This is a genomic window from Arthrobacter sp. SAFR-179, assembly GCF_059414945.1.
This window is the reverse complement of sequence record NZ_JBPFDM010000011.1, coordinates 142,884-162,923: the sequence shown is the minus strand read 5'-3', so window position 1 is coordinate 162,923 and position 20,040 is coordinate 142,884. Positions and strand designations below refer to the sequence as shown.

17 protein-coding genes are annotated in these 20,040 nt (G+C 67.1%); 6 read left to right on the top strand and 11 right to left on the bottom strand.

Translation table 11 applies throughout. The annotated features are described in order from the left end of the window. Window positions 1-10: 10 nt before the first annotated feature. The 8 genes from folP to dacB all read right to left on the bottom strand — a co-directional run bounded on the left by folP (window position 11) and on the right by dacB (window position 8,666). On the bottom strand, window positions 11-952 hold the full coding sequence (gene folP / locus ACR65K_RS16695) for a dihydropteroate synthase (protein WP_440154143.1): 942 nt from the start codon (window positions 950-952) through the stop codon (window positions 11-13). A 9-nt stretch (window positions 953-961) separates the two neighbouring features. Further along, entirely contained in the window at window positions 962-1,606 is a 645-nt protein-coding gene (folE, locus tag ACR65K_RS16690; RefSeq protein WP_056330657.1) for a GTP cyclohydrolase I FolE, read from the bottom strand. Between the two features lie 9 nt (window positions 1,607-1,615). Further along, complete coding sequence (ftsH, locus tag ACR65K_RS16685) at window positions 1,616-3,679, bottom strand: ATP-dependent zinc metalloprotease FtsH (protein ID WP_056330654.1); 2,064 nt, start codon at window positions 3,677-3,679, stop codon at window positions 1,616-1,618. 223 nt (window positions 3,680-3,902) lie between these two features. Continuing rightward, on the bottom strand, window positions 3,903-4,454 hold the full coding sequence (gene hpt, locus ACR65K_RS16680; RefSeq protein WP_056330651.1) for a hypoxanthine phosphoribosyltransferase: 552 nt from the start codon (window positions 4,452-4,454) through the stop codon (window positions 3,903-3,905). 30 nt (window positions 4,455-4,484) lie between these two features. Continuing rightward, on the bottom strand, window positions 4,485-5,558 hold the full coding sequence (tilS, locus tag ACR65K_RS16675) for a tRNA lysidine(34) synthetase TilS (RefSeq protein ID WP_440154161.1): 1,074 nt from the start codon (window positions 5,556-5,558) through the stop codon (window positions 4,485-4,487). A 168-nt stretch (window positions 5,559-5,726) separates the two neighbouring features. Then, window positions 5,727-6,857, bottom strand: a complete 1,131-nt coding sequence (locus ACR65K_RS16670) for a zinc-dependent metalloprotease (protein ID WP_440154142.1) — start codon at window positions 6,855-6,857, stop codon at window positions 5,727-5,729. An 8-nt stretch (window positions 6,858-6,865) separates the two neighbouring features. After that, the gene (locus ACR65K_RS16665; protein ID WP_440154141.1) at window positions 6,866-7,012 is read right to left on the bottom strand and encodes a hypothetical protein; all 147 of its coding nucleotides are present in this window, start codon (window positions 7,010-7,012) and stop codon (window positions 6,866-6,868) included. Between the two features lie 145 nt (window positions 7,013-7,157). Continuing rightward, window positions 7,158-8,666 carry a D-alanyl-D-alanine carboxypeptidase/D-alanyl-D-alanine endopeptidase gene (gene dacB / locus ACR65K_RS16660; RefSeq protein ID WP_440154140.1) on the bottom strand — a complete coding sequence of 503 codons (1,509 nt, stop codon included), beginning with the start codon at window positions 8,664-8,666 and terminating at the stop codon, window positions 7,158-7,160. Between the two features lie 155 nt (window positions 8,667-8,821). Here dacB and ACR65K_RS16655 point away from each other — a divergent pair, with 155 nt between their 5' ends. From ACR65K_RS16655 to ACR65K_RS16645, 3 genes are all read left to right on the top strand, one after another. Then, complete coding sequence (locus ACR65K_RS16655) at window positions 8,822-9,310, top strand: inorganic diphosphatase (protein ID WP_018762663.1); 489 nt, start codon at window positions 8,822-8,824, stop codon at window positions 9,308-9,310. A gap of 88 nt (window positions 9,311-9,398) precedes the next feature. Then, window positions 9,399-10,742: a carboxylesterase family protein gene (locus ACR65K_RS16650; protein ID WP_440154139.1), complete on the top strand. Its 1,344-nt coding sequence runs from the start codon at window positions 9,399-9,401 to the stop codon at window positions 10,740-10,742. 6 nt (window positions 10,743-10,748) lie between these two features. Further along, window positions 10,749-11,501, top strand: coding sequence for a DUF429 domain-containing protein (locus tag ACR65K_RS16645; RefSeq protein WP_440154138.1), 753 nt, complete (start codon window positions 10,749-10,751; stop codon window positions 11,499-11,501). Window positions 11,502-11,510: 9 nt separating this feature from the next. Here the strand turns inward: ACR65K_RS16645 and ACR65K_RS16640 are convergent, their stop codons facing one another. Continuing rightward, on the bottom strand, window positions 11,511-13,907 hold the full coding sequence (locus ACR65K_RS16640; RefSeq protein ID WP_440154160.1) for a phosphoketolase family protein: 2,397 nt from the start codon (window positions 13,905-13,907) through the stop codon (window positions 11,511-11,513). Between the two features lie 234 nt (window positions 13,908-14,141). On the opposite strand from ACR65K_RS16640, the gene ACR65K_RS16635 reads away from it, so the two are divergent. Both ACR65K_RS16635 and ACR65K_RS16630 read left to right on the top strand, forming a co-directional pair. Further along, window positions 14,142-16,370: a catalase gene (locus tag ACR65K_RS16635; RefSeq protein WP_440154137.1), complete on the top strand. Its 2,229-nt coding sequence runs from the start codon at window positions 14,142-14,144 to the stop codon at window positions 16,368-16,370. Window positions 16,371-16,516: 146 nt separating this feature from the next. Next, a complete protein-coding gene (locus tag ACR65K_RS16630; protein WP_440154136.1) occupies window positions 16,517-17,116 on the top strand; it encodes a hypothetical protein in 600 nt (199 codons plus the stop codon). A 47-nt stretch (window positions 17,117-17,163) separates the two neighbouring features. On the opposite strand, the gene ACR65K_RS16625 is transcribed toward ACR65K_RS16630, so the two are convergent. Together ACR65K_RS16625 and ACR65K_RS16620 are read right to left on the bottom strand one after the other, a co-directional pair. Beyond that, entirely contained in the window at window positions 17,164-17,748 is a 585-nt protein-coding gene (locus ACR65K_RS16625) for a histidine phosphatase family protein (protein ID WP_056330632.1), read from the bottom strand. A gap of 114 nt (window positions 17,749-17,862) precedes the next feature. After that, window positions 17,863-18,750, bottom strand: a complete 888-nt coding sequence (locus ACR65K_RS16620; protein WP_440154135.1) for an HAD family hydrolase — start codon at window positions 18,748-18,750, stop codon at window positions 17,863-17,865. A 252-nt stretch (window positions 18,751-19,002) separates the two neighbouring features. Here ACR65K_RS16620 and ACR65K_RS16615 point away from each other — a divergent pair, with 252 nt between their 5' ends. Next, complete coding sequence (locus tag ACR65K_RS16615; protein WP_440154134.1) at window positions 19,003-19,998, top strand: hypothetical protein; 996 nt, start codon at window positions 19,003-19,005, stop codon at window positions 19,996-19,998. The last annotated feature ends 42 nt before the right edge of the window (window positions 19,999-20,040 follow it).

Here is a 20,040-nt window from a genome sequence, read left to right as displayed (position 1 = left end):
TCCCCCGGCCCTATTGTTTTTGGGGTACGGCGGATTGTGCCGGGGACGCTGCGGCCATGCGTGCAGCAACCTTGACGGCGTCAAGGCTGGACCCAACCTCGTGCACGCGGACCGCCCATGCCCCGCGGTAAGCGCTGATGGCGGTGATGGCCGCCGTGGCAGAGTCGCGTTCCTCGGGGGCGGCGGCCTTGCCCGCCACGGTGAGCAGGGTGCCGAGGAAACGTTTGCGGGAGGCGCCCACCAGGACCTTGTGGCCCAGGCTGTCCAGCTGGTCCAGGTTCTGCAGCAGTTCCCAGTTCTGGGCGTCGTTCTTGGCGAACCCCAGGCCCGGGTCGATGATGATCTGTTCCTGGCTGACACCGGCGGCGTACAGCTTGTCCCGCACTCCTGCCAGCTCCGCCACCACTTCCCCGGCAACATCCGAGTATTCGGCAAGCGAGTTCATGGTGCGCGTGTCCCCGCGGCGGTGGGTGAGCACGTACGGCACCTTGGAGGCCGCCACGAACTCGGCCATTTCGGGCTCGATGCTCAGGCCGGAGATGTCATTGATGATTGCTGCGCCGGCCTTTACCGCTGCTGCAGCCGTCGAGGCGTGGGTGGTGTCGATGCTGACCAGTGCCCCTGCTTTCACCAGGGCCTCGATCACGGGCAGGACGCGGCGCTGTTCCTCGTCCGGGGTCACATCGTCAGCCCCGGGCCGGGTGGATTCACCCCCGACGTCGATGATGTCGGCGCCCGCGTAGAACATCCGCAGGCCGGCAGCGATGGCAGTGTCTGCCGTGGCGTGCTTTCCGCCGTCACTGAAGGAGTCCGGTGTGACGTTCAGGATTCCCATGACCAGGGTGCGGCCAGTGGGCAGGTCCGCGAAGCGCGCCGCCGGGCGGGGCTTGCGCAGGATGGGCAGCGGGGAGGTTGCGGGCCCCGTTCCAGGGGCTGCAGCGAGTGAATCCATGGTCTGTTGTTACCTTCCGAGGATGAGGCTCATGGCTTCGGCGCGGGTGGCCGGGTCATGAAGCTGCCCGCGGACCGCACTGGTGACGGTCTTCGCTCCGGGCTTGCGGATACCGCGCATCGACATGCACATGTGTTCGCATTCAACGACGACGATGGCGCCACGGGGTTTGAGGTGGCGAACCATCGCTTCGACGATTTCAGTGGTGAGCCGCTCCTGCACCTGCGGGCGGCGGGCGTAGATGTCCACCAGGCGGGCCAGCTTGCTCAGCCCGGTAACTTTGCCATCGTGCGAGGGGATGTAGCCAACATGGGCCACCCCGTGGAACGGCACGAGGTGGTGCTCGCACGTGGAGTAGAACGGGATGTCCTTGACCAGGACCAGTTCCTCATGGTCCAGGTCAAAGGTGGTGGACAGGACCTCCGCGGGGTCGCGGTGCAGTCCCGCGAACATTTCGGCGTACGCCTTGGCCACCCTTTTCGGGGTGTCGAGGAGGCCGCCGCGGTCCGGGTCCTCGCCGATGGCAAGGAGGATCTCACGGACGGCCGCCTCGATTCTCGGCCGGTCCACCTTTTCGTGTTTCGAATGGTGGGAACCGTCCTCCGCCAGAGGTACGGCGGAGGCGGGAACGTCGTCGTCGTCGAAAGAAGTCACAGGGAAAGCTTAGCCGCGAAGGGTGTCAGGCCCCGAGTCGGGGGTGCCGCCGTGAAACGGAGCGTCTTCCGGAACGCCCTGCGAATGAGGGGGCTGGGCGTCCAGCGGCTCATCCATCCGGGCCTTCTTGGCTTCCTCCTGCGCCTCGCGCTCGGCGCGCTCCTGGCGGCTCTCCACCGGGCCTGCCATCTGGACCGGGCGGGTCTCCTTGGACAGCCACACCTCGCGGAAGTCACGCTTGCGGACGTCCCTGAAGATGTCGGCGATCTCGGCTTGGTTCAGCGTTTCGCGCTCCAGCAACTCCAGGGCCAGGAGGTCCAGGACGTCCCGGTTTTCGGTGAGGATCTCGTAGGCCTCATCGTGGGCCTGCTCAATCAGGCGGCGCACTTCCTCGTCCACGACGTAGGCGATCTGGTCCGAGTAGTTGCGCTCGTGGCCTGCGTCGCGGCCCAGGAAGGGTTCACCGCCGCCCTGGCCGAGGCGGACCGCGCCGACGCGTTCGCTCATGCCGTATTCGGTGACCATCTTGCGGGCGGTGCCGGTTGCCTTTTCAATGTCGTTGGAGGCGCCGGTGGAAGGATCGTGGAACACGATCTCCTCGGCAACACGCCCGCCCATGGCGTACGCCATCTGGTCCAGGAGCTCATTGCGGGTCACGGAGTACTTGTCGTTTTCCGGAACCACCATGGTGTAGCCCAGGGCCCGGCCGCGCGGGAGGATGGTGATCTTGGTGACCGGAGCGGAGTTGCGGAGGGCCGCCGCCACCAGGGCGTGGCCGCCTTCGTGGTAGGCGGTGATCTTGCGCTCGTGTTCCTTCATGACCCGGCTGCGCTTCTGGGGACCCGCCATGACGCGGTCAATGGCTTCGTCCAGGGCGCGGTCGTCGATCAGGTTGGCGTTGGAGCGGGCGGTGAGCAGTGCGGCCTCGTTGAGGACGTTGGCGAGATCGGCACCGGTGTAGCCGGGGGTCTTCTTGGCCACGGCCTTCAGGTCCACACCGGGCGCCATCGGCTTGCCCTTGGCGTGCACCTGCAGGATTTGGTCGCGGCCGATCAGGTCCGGTGCGTCCACGCCGATCTGGCGGTCGAAGCGGCCGGGACGCAGCAGTGCCGGGTCCAGGACGTCGGGCCGGTTGGTGGCGGCGATGAGGATGACGTTGGTTTTCACGTCGAAGCCGTCCATTTCAACCAGCAGCTGGTTGAGGGTCTGCTCGCGTTCGTCGTTGCCGCCGCCGATGCCTGCACCGCGGTGGCGGCCGACGGCGTCGATCTCGTCGACGAAGATGATGGCGGGCGAGTTGGCCTTGGCCTGTTCAAAGAGGTCGCGAACGCGGGACGCGCCAACGCCGACGAACATTTCCACGAAGTCCGAGCCGGAGATGGAGAAGAAGGGGACGCCTGCCTCACCGGCCACGGCTCGGGCCAGCAGGGTTTTACCGGTACCTGGAGGGCCGTAGAGCAGCACGCCCTTGGGGATCTTGGCGCCAACGGCCTGGAACTTGGCCGGTTCCTGCAGGAATTCCTTGATCTCCTGCAGTTCCTCCACGGCCTCGTCGGAGCCGGCCACGTCCGCGAAGGTCACCTGCGGCATGTCCTTGCTGACCATCTTGGCCTTGGACTTGCCGAACTGCATGATCTTGGAGCCGCCGCCCTGCATGCGGGTCATCAGGAACCAGAAGAGGGCGCCCAGCAGGATGACCGGGATCAGGAGGGAGAGCAGGCCGGAGAACCAGTTGCTTTCGATCGGCTGGTCAGTGAAGCCCTGGGCCGGCTTGGCGTCGGTGACAGCCTTCACCACATCCTGCGCACGGGCATCAACGAAGAAGAACTGGACGCTCTTGCCCTTGTCCTGCCCCTCCAGCTGCAGGTTGTCCTTCAGCGTGAGGTCAACGCGGTTCTCGCCGTCGAAGATCTTGGCCTGCTCCACCTTGTTGCCGGAGAGCAGTTCCAGGCCCTTGTCGGTATCGATCCGGGCCGCACCGCCGGGGGCGAGCGTTGCAAAAGCCACGAGGAGCAGACCGACCACAACGACGATCCAGATGCCCGGGCCTTTGAAGAAGTTCTTAGCTTTCATCTGTTCGGGGGCTGGCCCCGTCCCTTCCGGTAGTGCTTCACGGCGAGTAGTCTGCGCGCGTGATGGTGCTGCGTCAGCTTCTAGCTATACACCGTCCGGAGTACATCACGCATAGCGAAAAGCAAAAGTTCCCTGTGGGCGTAGCTGCGCGGGGACAGCGCAGGAGCTGCCTGCGTGGCGGGGTTTTGCCGGGGCACGGCGGTGGTGGAGCGTGCCGCGCGGCTTACTCGTAGACGTGCGGGGCCAGGGTTCCCACGAAGTCAAGGTTGCGGTACTTTTCGGCGTAGTCCAGGCCGTAGCCCACCACGAATTCATTGGGGATGTCGTAGCCTACGTACTTGACGTCGATTTCCACCTTGGCGGCGGTGGGCTTGCGGAACGCCGTGCAGATCTCCACCGAGGCGGTGCCGCGGGATTCCAGGTTGGTCTTGAGCCAGGACAGGGTAAGGCCGGAATCGATGATGTCCTCGACGATCAGGACGTCCTTGCCCATCAGGTCGGTGTCCAGGTCCTTCAGGATGCGCACCACTCCGGAGGACTGCGTGCCCGAACCGTAGGAGGACACGGCCATCCAGTCCATGGAGATGTGGCTGTGGAGTGCACGGGCAAGGTCGGCCATGACCATCACGGCGCCCTTCAGCACACCCACAAGGAGGATCTCGCGCCCTTCGTAGTCCTTGTCGATCTGCGCAGCGAGCTCGCTGATCCGCTGCTGGATCTGCTCCTTGGTGTAGAGAACGTGCTTGAGATCTGCCTGGACGTCGTTTGAATCCACCAATGGCTCCTGTTTAGATGCGGGGTGCGACTATTTTGCGGGCGGTTTTTGAGACCGGAATACTAGCTTCCCACAGCGCGCCGGTTCGCGGGGAACGGAACCGGGGCCGCCCTCCGCCCCGGGCACACCCGCAGCCTTCGATCCCTCCAGCTGCGCCAGCGACAACCGGTACACGCTGACGTTGCCGGGAAGCTCCACCGGGCCGGCCGAACCCTGCCGCCGCAACAGCGCCTCCGCCGCCAAAAGGCGCTGGTAGCTGGGCTGCTGCCCGCCGACGTCGGCCGCTGCCTTGGCGATCACCCGGAACCTGATGGCCGGGGCCAGGGCACGCAAGGCCTCCTCAGGCAGCGCCAGCGTGCCGCCGTCGCGCTCCACAAGGGATGCGAAGGTGCTTTCCGCCACAGCCTCCAGGTAGTCGGCGTCCAGCTGCAGGATGGCGGCGGTCCGGGCCAGGGACTCGGCGACGCCGGGGCCAAGGTTCTCCTCGAGGTGCGGGAGCACCTCCACACGGGTCCGGGAGCGCGCGAACGCGGGATCGGTGTTGGTGGGATCGTGCCAGGGATCCAGTTCCTCCACAGCGCAGATCTCCTCGGTGTCCGCCCTGCGCAGGCCGAGGAACGGCCGCAGGAGGACACTGTTTCCGGCACCGGCCCGGGCGGGGCGCATGCCGGCGAGGGAGCGTGACCCGGAGCCCCGGGCCAGGCCCAGCAGTACCTGCTCCGCTTGGTCGTCGAGGGTATGGCCCAGCAGGATGGCGTCCGCGCCCTGTGCCTCAGCGGCCGCCTCGAGCGCCGCATGCCGGGCTTCGCGCGCTGCGGCCTCAGGTCCCATGCCCGCACCGGCCACCGTCACCGTGCGGATTTCCACGGGCGAGAGGCCCAGTTCCTGCAGTATCCCGGCAGTGCGGGCGGCAACGTCCGCGGACCCCTCCTGCAGCTGGTGGTTTACCACCACGGCACCCACGGTCAGCGGACGCCCGTCCACGTGGCCGCGCCGCGCAAAGTACGCTGCGACGGCGGCAAGTGCCAGCGAGTCAGGCCCCCCGCTGCACGCCACCAGGACGTGGCGGGGATATCCGGCGTCGGCCAACGCGTTTTGCAGCATTTTGCGGGCGGTCCCGACGACGGGTGCCAGCCTTCCGGGCCGGCGTCGTCCGCTGCGTGTCCCCACGGCGCCGGCGGATGGGATGTCAGGCAGGGGTGCGCCGGCCAGGGGTGCGCCGGACAGCGGTGTTCCGGGCAGCGGTGTTCCGGGCACCGGGGCGTCCGCCAATCAGAGCCCCATCCGCTCAAGCCACAGCTTGGCGTCGTGGATCTCAGGCTCGGTGGGCAGGTGGTCCACCGATTCCCAAACCTTGTTGAAGCCCTCCATTCCGGCCACCTCCACCACGGCGCGGACGAATCGGGCGCCATCGGAGTACTGGCGCATCTTGGCGTCCAGGCCCAGGAGGCTGCGGATGAACTTCTCGATGACCCCGCGGTCCTTGCCGCGGTCGTTGAACCGCTGCCGGATGGTCTTCACGGAAGGGACAATGCTGGCGTCGACAGCGTCCATCACCACGTTCGCATGCCCTTCCAGCAGGCTCATCACCGCGGTGAGGTGCGAGATGGCAGCCTTTTCCTCAGGATCCTGCAGCAGGTCCAGGATGGCGCCGCGGCCGGGCGTATTTCCGGTGGCGGAGCGGTCCTTCAGGGAGCGGGCAGCGGCGGTGGCGCGCTCCATCAGGGTGTCGACGTTGCCCAGGAGGTGGCCGCTGAGTTCATCGATCTGTTCCAGCATGTGGTGCCGCAGCCAGGGCGCTGCCGCGAACTGGACACGGTGGGTTTGCTCGTGAAGGCAGACCCAGAGCCGGAAATCCTCCGGCGTGACGTTGAGCTCGCGCTCCACTGAAACGATATTGGGGGCCACCAGCAGGAGCCTGCCGGCCGCGGGGGCCGCCGAGTTTTCCGCCAGCGCCGCGAAGGGATCGTACTGGCCCAGGACCTTGCTGGACAGGAACGCCAGCACGGCGCCCAACTGGCTGCCGGTGATGGCGCCGCTGACCTGGGCGGCGGCGGGGCTGAGGGTTCCGTGGCGGCTGTCCAGCATCTTCTGCATGGCAGGCTTGAGCATCACCGCGAAGCTCTGGGTGTTGGCCTTGGCCCAGGACGCCCGGTCCACCACCAGCACCGAGGAATCGCGGAGGTCCCGCGCCGCCTCCAGTCCGGTGATTTCGTGGACGTGCGGAACAGACGCATCCGCCAGCCGGCGAAGGCTGTCCACCGCCTCGCCGATGGCCTTTTCGTCGAGCACGGGCCCGGCGGGAGCCAGCCGCGCTGCGGCGGAAGCAGCGAGGTCCCAGTTGATCAGGGACTGGGCTGTTGGGGACAACGTCGATGCGGACTCGCGCGCAGTGGACTCCATGGTTCCCATCAGAACACAGCAGGCCGGGGATCGTCCTTAAGTTCGCTGACCGGCGAACTTACACAGCCGCCGCACAGGAGGGCGAAAGTCCTGTCCCAGTCCGGGCCGGCACTGTGGGAGGACAGGAAGAATCCGCCCAAGAAGGAGGCCGTCATGATCCCCTACCGTCCCGTTCCTCCCCTGACCGCAGGCCCGCGCAAGGGCTGGGCGTCGGTGCTTGCCGCCGTCGTCATGGCTGCGCTGCTGGGGATCCAGGCCCGGTAGTTCCATCAGCAGGGGTGCCCGCCGCTGGAATTCGGGTTAGCGGCAGCCGCAGCCTGCCAGCGCCGTGGCGGCCCGGTCCAGGGCTTCCTTGTTGCCGGCGACGCCGGGCGTCAGGCCGTTGCCGATGAAGGAGAAGACCAGGAGCCGTCCGTCGGCGTCCACGACGTACCCGCTCAGTGCCAGCACGGAATTCAGCGTCCCGGTCTTGGCGCGGACCAGGCCCGCGCCGCCGGAGGTGGTGGCGTCCCCGTAGCGCGTGTCCAAGGTTCCGGAGAGCCCGCCGACCGGAAAGCCGTCCAGGGCGGCTCGAAGCCTGGTGTCCGGCCCGGTGGTGATGGCCCGCACCACCTCCGTGAACTGGCGGGCCGAAACCTGGTTGCCCATGGCCAGTCCGCACACATCCGCCAGCTTCACCGAGTCGGTGGGTATGCCGGCTGCGGCAAGTTCGGCGGAGACCACAGCCGTGGCGCCGTCGTTGCTCCCGGGCCGGCCGGTGGCCACCGCCGCCATCCGGCCCATGGTTTCGGCCAGGTAGTTGTCCGATACCTGCAGCATCAGGTTCACCTGCTCAGCGACAGTGGCCGATTCAACGGCCGCCAGGGCTGCGGCGTTGGACTGGAAAGCCCCGGGTGAACGTTCGACGCCGGCCGCCACCGTGAGTCCCGCCCCGGCACCTGCCGCCCGGAGCCGGGCGGCGAACTCCTCCGCCGCGGCCTGGGCGGCATCCTGGGGACGCGGGCCGGTGGTGACGGCGGGATCAAAGCGGGCAGAGTTCAGGGCCAGGGGGTACAGCGGGGCTATTTCGCCCGCTTCCACGTCGCCTGACTGCCAGTTGGGGTTCAGTGCGGGCCCGGTGAAGAGGGAGCCATCCACCAGGACCTTGACCTCCCCCTTGGTGCCCCCGGCCGCCAGGGCCTGCGCCGTGAGGGCGGCAAGGGTGGCAAGGCCGGCGTGGCCCATAACCTGTTCCGGCTGCGACTCCCCCGCGGCCAGGAGGACGTCGCCCCCGCCCACCAGCATCACCTGCCCGGCGGCGGGGCCGGGAACCACTTTGGTGGTGAAACGGTGGTCCGGGCCCAGGGTGCGCAGCGCGGCCACCGCAGTCAGCAGCTTAAGGTTCGATGCCGGCACCCGGCTTTCTGCCCCGCCCCGGTCGAAGAGGACCTGGCCCGTGAGCGCGTCCTGCACCATGCCGGTGAAAGTACCGCCGCCGTCGACCTTTAAAGCAGGCTCAATCTGGGCCGTCACCGCTGCCTGGAGCGGCACCGGGGCGGACGCCTGAAGCGGGGCAAGCACCTGCGGGGCCGGGAGGGTGGCGGGGGCCTGCTGCCAGGCAGGCGGCGCCGCCTTGGGTTGAGGGGCGTCTGGGCCAATGAATCCGGGGGCCACCAGAAGGGCTCCCGGGACCGCCAGGACGAGCAGGAGCAAAGCCGCCAGGACCAGCGGCCAGGGCCCGCGCTGCCCTTCCCCTGGGACCTGGGCAAGGCCGCCGCGGGGCCCGGAGGGATGCGCGCGCAACGGTTCCTGGCCGGTTGTTTTGGTCATGCTGGTGCTGGTCCTCAAGTCCTGAAATATCCCCACAAGTTCCTGATTCCAGGGCCTCTCGCTATATCCTCAATAGTAGTCGGCGGCACCGACACTCTTTTTTGTGGGCCCGTCAAGTGTGCCGCGCACCCCCTGCAATTGCCGAGGAGCATTCCATGAAGCACGACGTGACCATCGAGATCCCCAAGGGATCGCGCGTCAAGTACGAAGTTGACCACGAGACCGGCCGCGTCCGCCTGGACCGCGTCCTCTTCACCTCCATGCAGTACCCCACGCACTACGGGTACTTCGAGAACACCCTCGGCGAGGACGGCGACCCGCTGGACGCACTGGTGCTCCTGCAGGACTTCGACCTGCACCCCGGCGTCATCGTGGAGTCCCGCCCCATCGGCGTCTTCAACATGACCGACGACGGCGGCGGAGATGCCAAGATCCTCTGCGTTCCGGTGGATGCCCGCTTTGACCACATCCAGGAAGTCAGCGACGTCAACGAATTCCTGATCAAGGAAATCGAGCACTTCTTCACGCGCTACAAGGACCTGGAGCCGGGCAAGTGGGTCAAGGCTGAGGGCTGGGGCGACCGCGCCGCCGCCGAGGCCGAACTGGAAGCCTCCATCAAGCGTTACGTGCCCACCGGCCACTGACCGCCAGTTCTTCAGACGGCGGGTGCCCGGCTTTTCGAAGCCGGACACCCGCCGTCGTAGTTTCAGGAAGATATGGCATGGTGGGGCTGTGAATTCCGAGCCAGCCCTGACTTCCGAGCCTTCGTTCAATCCTCCGTGCGGGCCCGTCGCCGGCTGGCGGGACGGCGACGTTATCCGCGCCACCGGCATCCCGTATGCCACAGCTGCACGGTTCCAACCCCCCGCCCCGGCCCCGGACTGGACCTCCGAACTGTCCGCCACATCCCCCTCCCCTGCCTGCCCGCAGGCGCCTGTCCCCTTCCTCGACGACGTCCTGGGCACCCGATACGGGGAACTTCCGGGCAGCGAGGACTGCCAGAACCTCTCCATCACCATGCCGGCCGACCTCACCCCGGACGAAAAGCTGCCCGTCATGGTCTGGATCCACGGCGGCTCCTATACCACCGGATCCGGCGACCTGGCCATCTTCGACCCCGCCCGGCTGGTGGCTGAGAACCGCGTCATCGTGGTCTCGGTGACCTACCGGCTGGGACTGTTCGGCTTCCTGGCAACACCCGGCGGGCGGCCCGGCAACCTGGGGCTCCTGGACCAGCTCGAGGCGTTCCGGTGGGTGCAGCGGAACATCGCAGCCTTTGGCGGAGACCCCGGCCGGGTCACCGCGTTCGGCCAGTCCGCCGGCGGCGACGCCATTGCCCACCTCATGGCGACACCCGAGGCGCCCACCCTTTTCCAGCGCGCCGTCATCCAGAGCGCACCGCTCGGCATCACCCGGGGGCGCACCAAAATGAACCACGCCATGGGCATTGCCGCCGAATCCGTCACCGAACAGACACCGGCCATGGACGTGGTGGCGCTCGAGGAGCGGGTCACCCAGGTGGCCAAAAAGTTCGGCCTGCTGGCCGCCATGCCTTTCGGCACCCAGTACGGTCACGACCCCCTCCCGGCGGAATCCGATATCGAAGCGGCATGGGACCGGACGGCACCGGCCATCGAGGTGCTGATCGGCCATACCTCGGAGGAGGCCCGGCTGTTCCTCCCCCGCAGTCCACGCCTGATGCGCCTGGCAGGTGTCCCCGTGGTGGGGCCGCACCTCGTGCGCGCCATCGACTGGCTAGTCACCGAAACCGTATACGGCCGGGCAACCCGCCGGTTTGCCCGTCGCCACGCCAAGGCGGGCGGAAAGGCCCACCGCTACCTCCTGACCTGGCACGCCCCCGGCAATATTTTTGGCGCAGCGCACACCGTCGACCTGCCGCTGCTGCTCGGCACCAGGAAGACCTGGGACGGCGTGGGCCTGATCGACGGCGCCCGCTGGGAGGACGTGGACATGACAGGCCGGTCGGTGCGGGCCCTGTGGGCCGGCTTCGCCCGCGGCGATGATCTCGGCGAAGCGGGAGCCGTTGACGACGCGCTGCGTTACAGGCGGGTCTGACAGGCAGTGAAAACCCTCGGCGTGGACCTGGCGGCGGCCACCAAAAAGACTGCGGTGGCCGTCATCGAATGGGGCCAGGGTTCCGCGCAGTTGGTCCACCTGGCACTCGACGTGACTGACCAGGACATCGTTGAGCTGTTCGGCTCCTGCGAGATGACCGGCGTGGACTGTCCTGTGGGCTGGCCCGACGCGCTGATCCCGTTCCTCACCGGACACCTGGACTTCGACGCCGGCCCCGTCCTGGAGTACGACGGGATTGCCGGCCGAAGGCTCCTTGCCTACCGCGACACCGACCGCTTCGTCACCCGCCAGACCGGGCTGATCCCACTGAGCGTCTCCGCGGACCGGCTGGCACACCCGGCGATGCGCTGCGCAGTGATCCAGGCAAAGATTGCCGCGCTGCACGGCCCACAGCCACGGGACGGCTCCGGCCGCCTTGCCGAGGTGTACCCGGCCGCATCGCTGAAGATCTGGGGCCTCAACGGCCGCGGCTACAAGGGCCGCGGCGACCCCGAAGCCGAACGCCTCGGCCTCCTGCTGGCTGCCCTCGAAGAGCAGGCGCCATGGCTGGACCTTGCCGGACACCGGGAAAGCCTGGCCGCTTCGGACGACCTGCTCGACGCCGTCATCGCCTCCGTCACCGCCCGAGCCGCCGCCCGCCGTCGTACGCTTTTGCCGGACGAGTCCCATGCCAGGGCGGCACGCAGCGAAGGCTGGATCCACCTCCCGTCCTGCACTCTGGAAGAGCTCCCGGGCTAAGTGGGCCGGCTATGCGCCGGAGTGCCCCAGCTTCCAGTTCCGGATCTCCTCCGGGTCCTCACCGTGGGTCCGGGTGTGCTCGCGGGCACGGTTGCGGCGGTCCTGCAGTTCCTGGCGCAGCAGCGAATGCTTTTCCGCCAGGCCGGGCACACGGTCGATCGCGTCGATGGCCAGGGTAAAGCGGTCGATGCCGTTCATCATGGCCATGTCGAACGGCGTGGTGGTGGTCCCCTCTTCCTTGTAGCCGTGCACGTGCAGGCCCTGCTGGTTGGTGCGCCTGTACGCCAGCCGGTGGATCAGCGCGGGATAGCCGTGGTACGCAAAGATGACGGGCTTATCCGCGGTGAAGATGCCGTCGAAGTCATGGGCAGGCAGGCCGTGCGGGTGCTCGCTTTCGTCCTGCAGCCGCATCAGGTCCACCACGTTGACCACGCGGACCTTGAGGCCGGGCGCGCCCTCGCGGAGCAGTTCGGCGGCCGCCACGGTTTCCACGGTGGGCACGTCACCGGCGCAGGCCAGCACGACGTCGGGCTCCTCGCCGGGCACCTCAGAACCGGCGAACGTCCAGATCCCCAGGCCGCGGTGGCAATGGTTGGCGGCGTCGGCGGGGCCGAGCCAGGTGGGCGAGGGCTGCTTGCCGCTGACCACGATGTTCACGTAGTCCGTGGAGGCCAGGCAGTGTTCCATGACGGAGAGCAGGGTGTTGGCGTCCGGCGGCAGGTACACCCGGATGACCTCGGCCTTCTTGTTGACGGCGTGGTCGATGAAGCCGGGGTCCTGGTGCGAGAACCCGTTGTGGTCCTGCTGCCACACGTGCGATGACAGCAGGTAGTTCAACGATGGCACCGGCTGGCGCCAGTGCAGCTTGCGGGAAACCTTCAGCCATTTGGCGTGCTGGTTGAACATGGAGTCGACAATGTGGACGAAGGCTTCGTAGCAGTTGAACACCCCGTGCCGGCCGGTGAGGAGGTACCCCTCGAGCCAGCCCTGGCACAGGTGCTCGCTCAGCACCTCCAGGACACGGCCGGAGCGCGCCAGGTGCTCGTCGACGTCGTCAATCCGGTACTGCCACACCTTGTCGGTGACCTCGTAGACGTTCTGCAGCCGGTTGGACGCCGTCTCGTCCGGCCCGAACAACCGGAAGTTCTCCATGTTCTGCGCGATCACGTCCCGCATCCAGGAACCGAGCGTGACCATGGGGCTGACCCGGTCGATGCCGGCGTTGGGGACCTCGACGGCGTGGTCCCGGTAGGCGGGCAGTTTCAGCGCGCGCCTCAGCAGTCCGCCGTTGGCATGCGGGGTGGCGCTCATGCGGAAGTCGCCGGTGGGCGCTCCTTTCGCCACGTCGGGACTGAGCCGGCCGTCGCCGTCGAACAATTCCTCCGGCCGGTAGGACTGCAGCCACTCCTCCAGCTGTTTCAGGTGCTCGCCGTTGGTGCGCACCTCCGACAGCGGCACCTGGTGGGCGCGCCAGGTGCCTTCCACCTGCAGCCCGTCCACGGTTCGGGGCCCGGTCCAGCCCTTGGGCGAGCGCAGGACGATCATCGGCCAGCGGTGCGCGGCGTCCTCGCCGGAATCCTCACCGGATGCGTCCTGCCGGTGGGCGTCCTGGATGGCTTTGATGTCCGCCAGGCACTGGTCCAGGACGCCGGCGAAATCGCGGTGCGCCTGCTCCGTGTTGTCCGAGTCCGTCACCGTGACGAAGTAAGGCTCATGGCCATACCCGCGCAACAGCTGCTCCAGCTGGTCCTGCGGCATCCGGGCCAGGACGGTGGGGTTGGCGATCTTGTAGCCGTTCAGGTGCAGGATGGGCAGGACGGCGCCGTCCACGGCTGGGTCCAGGAAGTTGTGGGAGTGCCAGCTGGCCGCCAGCGGTCCGGTTTCCGCCTCGCCGTCGCCGATCACCACCGCCGTGACCAGCTGCGGGTTGTCAAATACCGAGCCGTAGGCATGGGCCAGGGAGTATCCCAGTTCGCCGCCTTCGCTGATGGATCCGGGGCTTTCCGGGGCGGCATGGCTTGGGATGCCGCCGGGGTACGAGAACTGCCGGAACAGTTCTGCCAGGCCGGCCTCGTCATTGCCCACATGGCCATAGATTTCGGAATACGTTCCTTCCAGCCAGGCATTGGCGACGACGGCGGGACCGCCATGGCCGGGACCGGCAACAAAGAGCATCTCCAGGGAGTCGCGGCGGATCACGCGGTTTAGGTGGGCGTAGACGAAGTTGAGTCCGGGCGTGGTGCCCCAGTGCCCGAGCAGGCGGGACTTGGTGTCCTCAGCCTGCAGCGGTTCGCGCAGCAGCGGGTTGGACCGCAGGTAGATCTGCCCTACCGAAAGATAGTTGGCGGCCCGCCACCATTTGTCGACGAGGCTAAGTTCGTCCTGCCCCAGCCCGTCCTGCCGCATGTCTTCCTGCCGCCGTTCATTCTGTCCAGCGCTGCCGGGCATAACCATCCTCACGTCGGGTGTGCCGCTGCAGGCGGCCGTTCCCCCATCGCAACAGATGGAGGGGCAGGCAGGCAACCCCCGCCGTCGCGCTTTTCCGCTCTTGCGGCATCGCTGCGGGCGGCATGTAGGGTAGTAAGCAAGCTTAGCTTCCGCTCGGCGGGGCTGGGAAAATCTACTGCGGGGAGACCAGATATGCCAGCCGAAGACGACGTTGTGATCCCCGGAGTTCCGTCCAGTGAACCTCCGGCACGCGAAGAGCCCACCACACCGCGCGAGCCGTTGCCCCCGAAACCGGACCAGCGCAGTCCTGAGGCGGTGTCCCCCACGGGAAGCCCCACCGGGGCGCCGGCCGGGGCACGCGCCCAGTCCGGCCAGTACCTGACCACGGCCCAGGGGCTCCGACTGCAGGACACGGACCACTCCCTGAAGGCCGGCGTCCGCGGCCCCATCCTGCTGCAGGACCATCACCTGCGCGAAAAGATCACCCACTTTGACCACGAGCGGATCCCGGAGCGCGTTGTCCACGCCCGGGGCGCCGGAGCGCACGGTGTGTTCCGTTCCTACGGCAGCGCGTCGAAGGTCACGCGTGCCGGCTTCCTTGCCCCGGACGTTGAGACTCCGGTGTTCGTGCGGTTCTCCACCGTGCTCGGTTCCCGGGGATCCGCGGACGCCGTCAGGGACACCCGCGGGTTCTCCACCAAGTTCTACACCGATGAGGGCACCTACGACCTCGTGGGGAACAACATCCCCGTGTTCTTCATCCAGGACGGCATCAAGTTCCCGGACATTGTCCACGCGGCCAAGCCCCACCCGGACCGGGAAATTCCCCAGGCCCAAAGCGCCCACGACACCTTCTGGGACTTCGTTTCGCTGCACACCGAGGCGCAGGCCCACACCATGTGGAACATGTCCGACCGCGGCATCCCCCGGTCCTACCGGACCATGGAAGGCTTCGGCGTCCACACGTTCCGGCTCACCAACGCCACCGGCCACACCACCCTGGTGAAGTTCCACTGGAAGCCCAAACAGGGTGTGCACTCCCTGGTCTGGGAAGAAGCCCAAATCATCAACGGCATGGACCCGGATTTCCACCGGCGCGATCTTGCCGACGCCATCGAGGCCGGCGCCTACCCTGAATGGGAGCTGGGCATCCAGACATTCCCGGACACAGAGGACCAGATGTTCGAGGGCATCGATCTCCTGGACCCCACCAAGTTCGTCCCTGAGGAACTGGCGCCGGTGCAGCCGATCGGGCTCATGACCCTCAATGCCAACCCCACCAACTTCTTTGCCGAGACCGAGCAGGTGGCCTTCCATCCGGGTCACCTGGTGCCGGGAATCGATGTCACTAACGATCCCTTGCTGCAGGTCCGCCTGTTTTCCTACCTGGACACCCAGATCTCGCGCCTTGGCGGTCCAAACTTCGCCCAGATCCCGATTAACCGGCCGCACGCACCAGTTAACGACATGCTCCGCGACGGCATGCATCAGACGGCGGTCCATGCGGGGGTTGCCCCGTACCGGCCCAATTCCCTGGATGGCGGGTGCCCGTTCCTGGCTGGGGAAGACATGGGGGCTTTTGTGGACGTGCCCCAGGCAGTGGCCGAAAGCGTGAAGGAACGGCGCAATCCGGCCTCCTTTGATGACCACTACAGCCAGGCCCGGTTGTTCTTCCGGAGCCTGAGCGCCGTGGAACAGGACCACGTGATCCAGGCATACACGTTCGAACTCGGCAAATGCTTCGAGACGCCCGTCCGGGAACGCCAGCTCCAGGCCCTGGCCAACATTGACGCACGGCTTTGCGCCGCCGTCGCCGCCGGCCTGGGCATGCCTGCACCGGAGGCCACGGAACAGGTGGCAGATCAGGATCCCAGCCCGGCACTGTCCCAGGTCGGCCATGCCTGGCCGGTTGCGGGCCGGGTGGTGGGCATCATCGCCGACTCGTCCAGCGACCTGTCCCAGGTGGCAACTGCCCGCAAAGCGCTCGACGACGAGGGCATGGTCCCGTTGGTCATCGCACCGGCGGGAGGCGTACTTTCCTCTGACGGGCTTTCGGTGATGGTGCAGCGCACCTTCCTTACGGCGCGGTCAACCGAGTTCGACGCACTGATCGTCGCCGGGGGACGGCATCCCGCACCCGACGCCACCGCAGGGCGGGACGCCAAGGGCGGGGAACCGCGTGAAGGGGCGGACCCGCGCGTCGCCCTGATGTTGACTGAGGCTTACCGCCACGCCAAGGCCATTGGCTTCTGGGGTTCGGGTTCAGCTGTCCTGGACGCGGCAGGCATCCCGCAGGACGCGGCGGGCATAGCTGCAGGAGACTCCGCAGCTGCGGTGACCTCCGCTGTCTCCGGGTTGCTCGCCGCCCACCGCGCCTGGGAGCGTTTCCCGGCAACCGGGGCAGCCGAGCAGGAGAACTGACGCCCGGTCCTTATCCATTTGCCGAATCACGGTTGAGGGTCCGCGTCCACGTGACGCGGACCCTCTCCCGTTTCAGGAATGGGGCAGCGCGGCCCTGCATAACCGGCCGTTTCGCAATTCCTACTTCCGGGTAGTGTGGACCCAGAATGTTCACACTGACCATCAACCAGACGGACAGCCGGCGCGACGGCGACCAGGTCCCGCAACTGCTCAAGGCGCTGCGGCACATCCCTGCGCGCCTGGATTTTGACCGGTCTGTGGAGGACGAAGTCCAGGGCATCGTCGAGTGCCCGCACCAGGCGGTGGATGCAGCCATGATCGCGCTGCGCAGCGGGCACTGGTACGTGGGAATTGGTGCGGGGCCGGTGAACGAGCCGTTGCCCAACCAGATCAAGGACGCGTCCGGCCATGGTTTGGTCTATGCCCGCCGGGCGGTGGACCGGCTCCGCAGCAGCAAGGAGCGGGTCCCGGTTGCGGTGGAGGGGCCGCTGGCGGATGTTGCCCAGGACGCAGAGGCCATCCTCCGGTTGCTCGGCCATATTGTGCGGGACCGCTCAGACGCGGAATGGCGGGTGCTGGACCTGCTGACCCCCGGCGTCCGGGGGCAGCAAAAAGCGGTGGCACAGGAACTGGGCATCACCACCCAGGCCGTCAGCAAAGCCGTGGCACGGGCGCAGTGGAACGAGGAACATGCCGCCCGGCCGGCAGCTGCCAGGCTGCTGGCGCTGATCCTCGCGGCCCGGTAGCCTGCGGGCGCTTGGCCCTCTTTTGCGGCCTGTTTGGCTGATAGGCCTCAGCTGCCGGTGGCCGCCATAACGGGTTCGCCGTTGAAGTACTCCAGCTTCCAGCCGTCGATTGCGTGATGGTGCGCCAGGTTCAGTACGGCGTTGTCCACGCTGGACAGGGTCTGGCCGATGGCCCGGCTGAGGCTCACGCGCAGCAGGGTGCCGTGGGTGACCACCAGGAGCCGCTGGCCGCGGAACTCCTCCGCAAGGGCCTCCAGCGCGGCAAGCCCCCTGTTGGCGGCCTCTTCTTCGCTTTCCGCGCCTTTGAAACCGCCCGGAATACGCAATGCGTCCAGCTCCGGGCCGGCCTGCATTCCTTCAGCCGGTCCGAAGCTGCGCTCCGTGAGTTCCGGGACACGCCGGGACACTGACAGCCCCAGTCCCTCGGCAATCAGGTCCGCGGTTTCTGCGGCCCGGCTCAGGGGCGAGGAGACAATGGCGTCCCATTCGTACGGGGCAAGGACGGCGACGGCGTCCCTCGCCTGGCCGCGGCCGACGTCGTTCAGGGGGATATCCGTTGCTCCCTGCAGCCGCCGCTCGGCATTCCAGTCGGTCTGGCCATGGCGGACGAGGGCAAACGTCGTAAGGGTCATGCCTCTATTCTGCCTTGGCCGACCGGCGGCCCTGAATTCCCGCTTGCTCCATCAGTAATGGTCGGCAAAACCGGGGTTTAGGTGCCGTATCTGATGGAGCAACGCGCAGGGTGTCTAGAGGAGGCTGCGCAGCACCTGGGCGGCGCCGTCGTCATGCACTGAGTGGGTGACCTCATTCGCGGCGGCCACCACCTCCGCCGGCGCCTGCCCCATGGCCACACCGCGGCCCGCCCAGGTGAGCATCTCGATGTCATTCCGGCCATCCCCGACAGCAACGGTGAGGTGCTCTTCAAAACCAAGGCGCACGCGAAGGTTTTCCAGCGCGCTGGCCTTGGTCACTCCTGCCGCAGCGATGTCCAGCCACGCGGTCCACCCCACGGAGTAGGTCACTCCCGCCAGGCCCACGTGGTTGATGGCCTCGGTAAACTCCTCCGGCGTGTTTTCGGTGCTGAAGACCACCACGCGCACGGCGGTGGCTTCCAGCATGGTGTGGAAGTCCACGCCCACGGCCTCGACGCCGAAGCTGGCATCCTGGAACCGCTCGGTGGAGAGGAAGTTGCCGTCGGCGTCCTCAAGGGCGTACTTGGCGGACGGCAGCCGTTCCCGCAGCGCGCGCAGGGCGGGAGCGGGATCGAAGGTGGCCTTGTGGATCACCTCGTAGCCGTTTTCCAGTTCCGGGTGCAGCCGGAGGGTCACGCCGCCGTTGCAGCAGACCGCATACCCGCGCTCCATTCCGATCTTTTCAATGATGGGAAGCGTGGCATTCAGGGAGCGGCCGGTGGCGATCATCACCTCGTGCCCGGCGGCCACCACGGCCTGCGCCGCTTCCCGCACGCCCGGGGACATGTGGCCGTCGTGGTTCACCAGGGTGCCGTCCACGTCCAGCGCGACCATGAACTTCCGGTCCGCACCGGCGAAGCCAAGGGCGTTCTCGTTGGTGTCTCGAATGTTGTCTCGCCGGTCATCGTTGCCGGCGACTGAGGTTTCAGTCAGCGTTGTCATCCACATAGTGAACCAGACGTAACTGACGGGCGCTAGGACGCGGACCACAGGTTTATTGAACTGTTGGTTAACACGGCGGATTCCCACATCTTGGGGCAGGGATGTTCGTTGCGCACCCGCCAACGGACGATACACCCCCGCACGCGCCGGTGTATCGTCCACCTCGCGGTGCGGAACTCCATGGGGCCGGTTATCCACATGCACCGGCCGGCCCCTCCAGCCCCCGACCATGCTCCAGCGACGATGAGTGGCATGCACCTGATTTCCGCCCTGGACCTTCGCCACACCACCGGGGACACCCGGTCACTCAGCAGGCGCTATGCGCAGGGTGAACTCGTCCGCGTTCGCAAGGGTGTTTACGCCGCGAAGGACGAATGGGTGTCGCTGCCTCCCTGGGAAAGGTACCTCCAGACGGTCCGGGCCGTGGACTTGGAACTGCCGCAATCCACGTTCTGCTTGAACACGGCCGCCGTCCTCTGGGACTTGGAACTCCTTGCTGTGCCCGGATATGTTCACTTGTCCGGGGCATCCAGGGGCCACACCGGCCGCAGGCAGCCAACAACCTCCGCGGCCCCTGATGGATCCAGGCGAACCGGCATCACCCACCTCACCGCATACGGCATCCACAGGCATCGCGGGGATACAGCGTCGGTCCAGCGCGGAGGCCTGCTGGTCACTCCGCTGCCCGATACCGTCATAAACGTCCTGGCGAGGGAAAGCTTCGCGGCAGGAGTCGTGCTGGCTGACCACGCAATCAGCAACCGGCGCGTTTCAGGACCTCCGGTCAGCAAGGACGAACTGTTCCAGGCGGCCTCCCAGCTCCCCTCGGCCGCCCGCCGAGACTGGGTGGCACAGGTGCTTAACTTCGCTTCGCCCCATTCAGAGTCAGCCGGAGAATCCCTTAGCCGCGCACAGATGCATCTTCTCGGTTTCCCGGCCCCTACGCTCCAGGCAAGGTTCCGGCAGGGAGGTTCATTGCTCGCACGGACTGATTTCTTCTGGCCGCGGTACCGGCTGATCGGCGAGTTCGACGGCGACTCAAAGTACCTGAGTGACGACTACCTGGGCACACGGACGGCACGGCAAACCGTGTTGGCGGAGAAGAAACACGAGGACAGGCTCCGGGCGGCGGGTTTCCGGGTTGTCAGGTGGGATTGGGCAACGGCCTCGGACCCGTCCCGCTTTACGGCGTGCCTCCGCCAGGCCGGTCTCCCGAATACCCTGAACAGACCGTCCAGCACCCAGTAACGGACAGTGCACCCCCGCGCTCGGGGGTGCATTGTCCAGGTC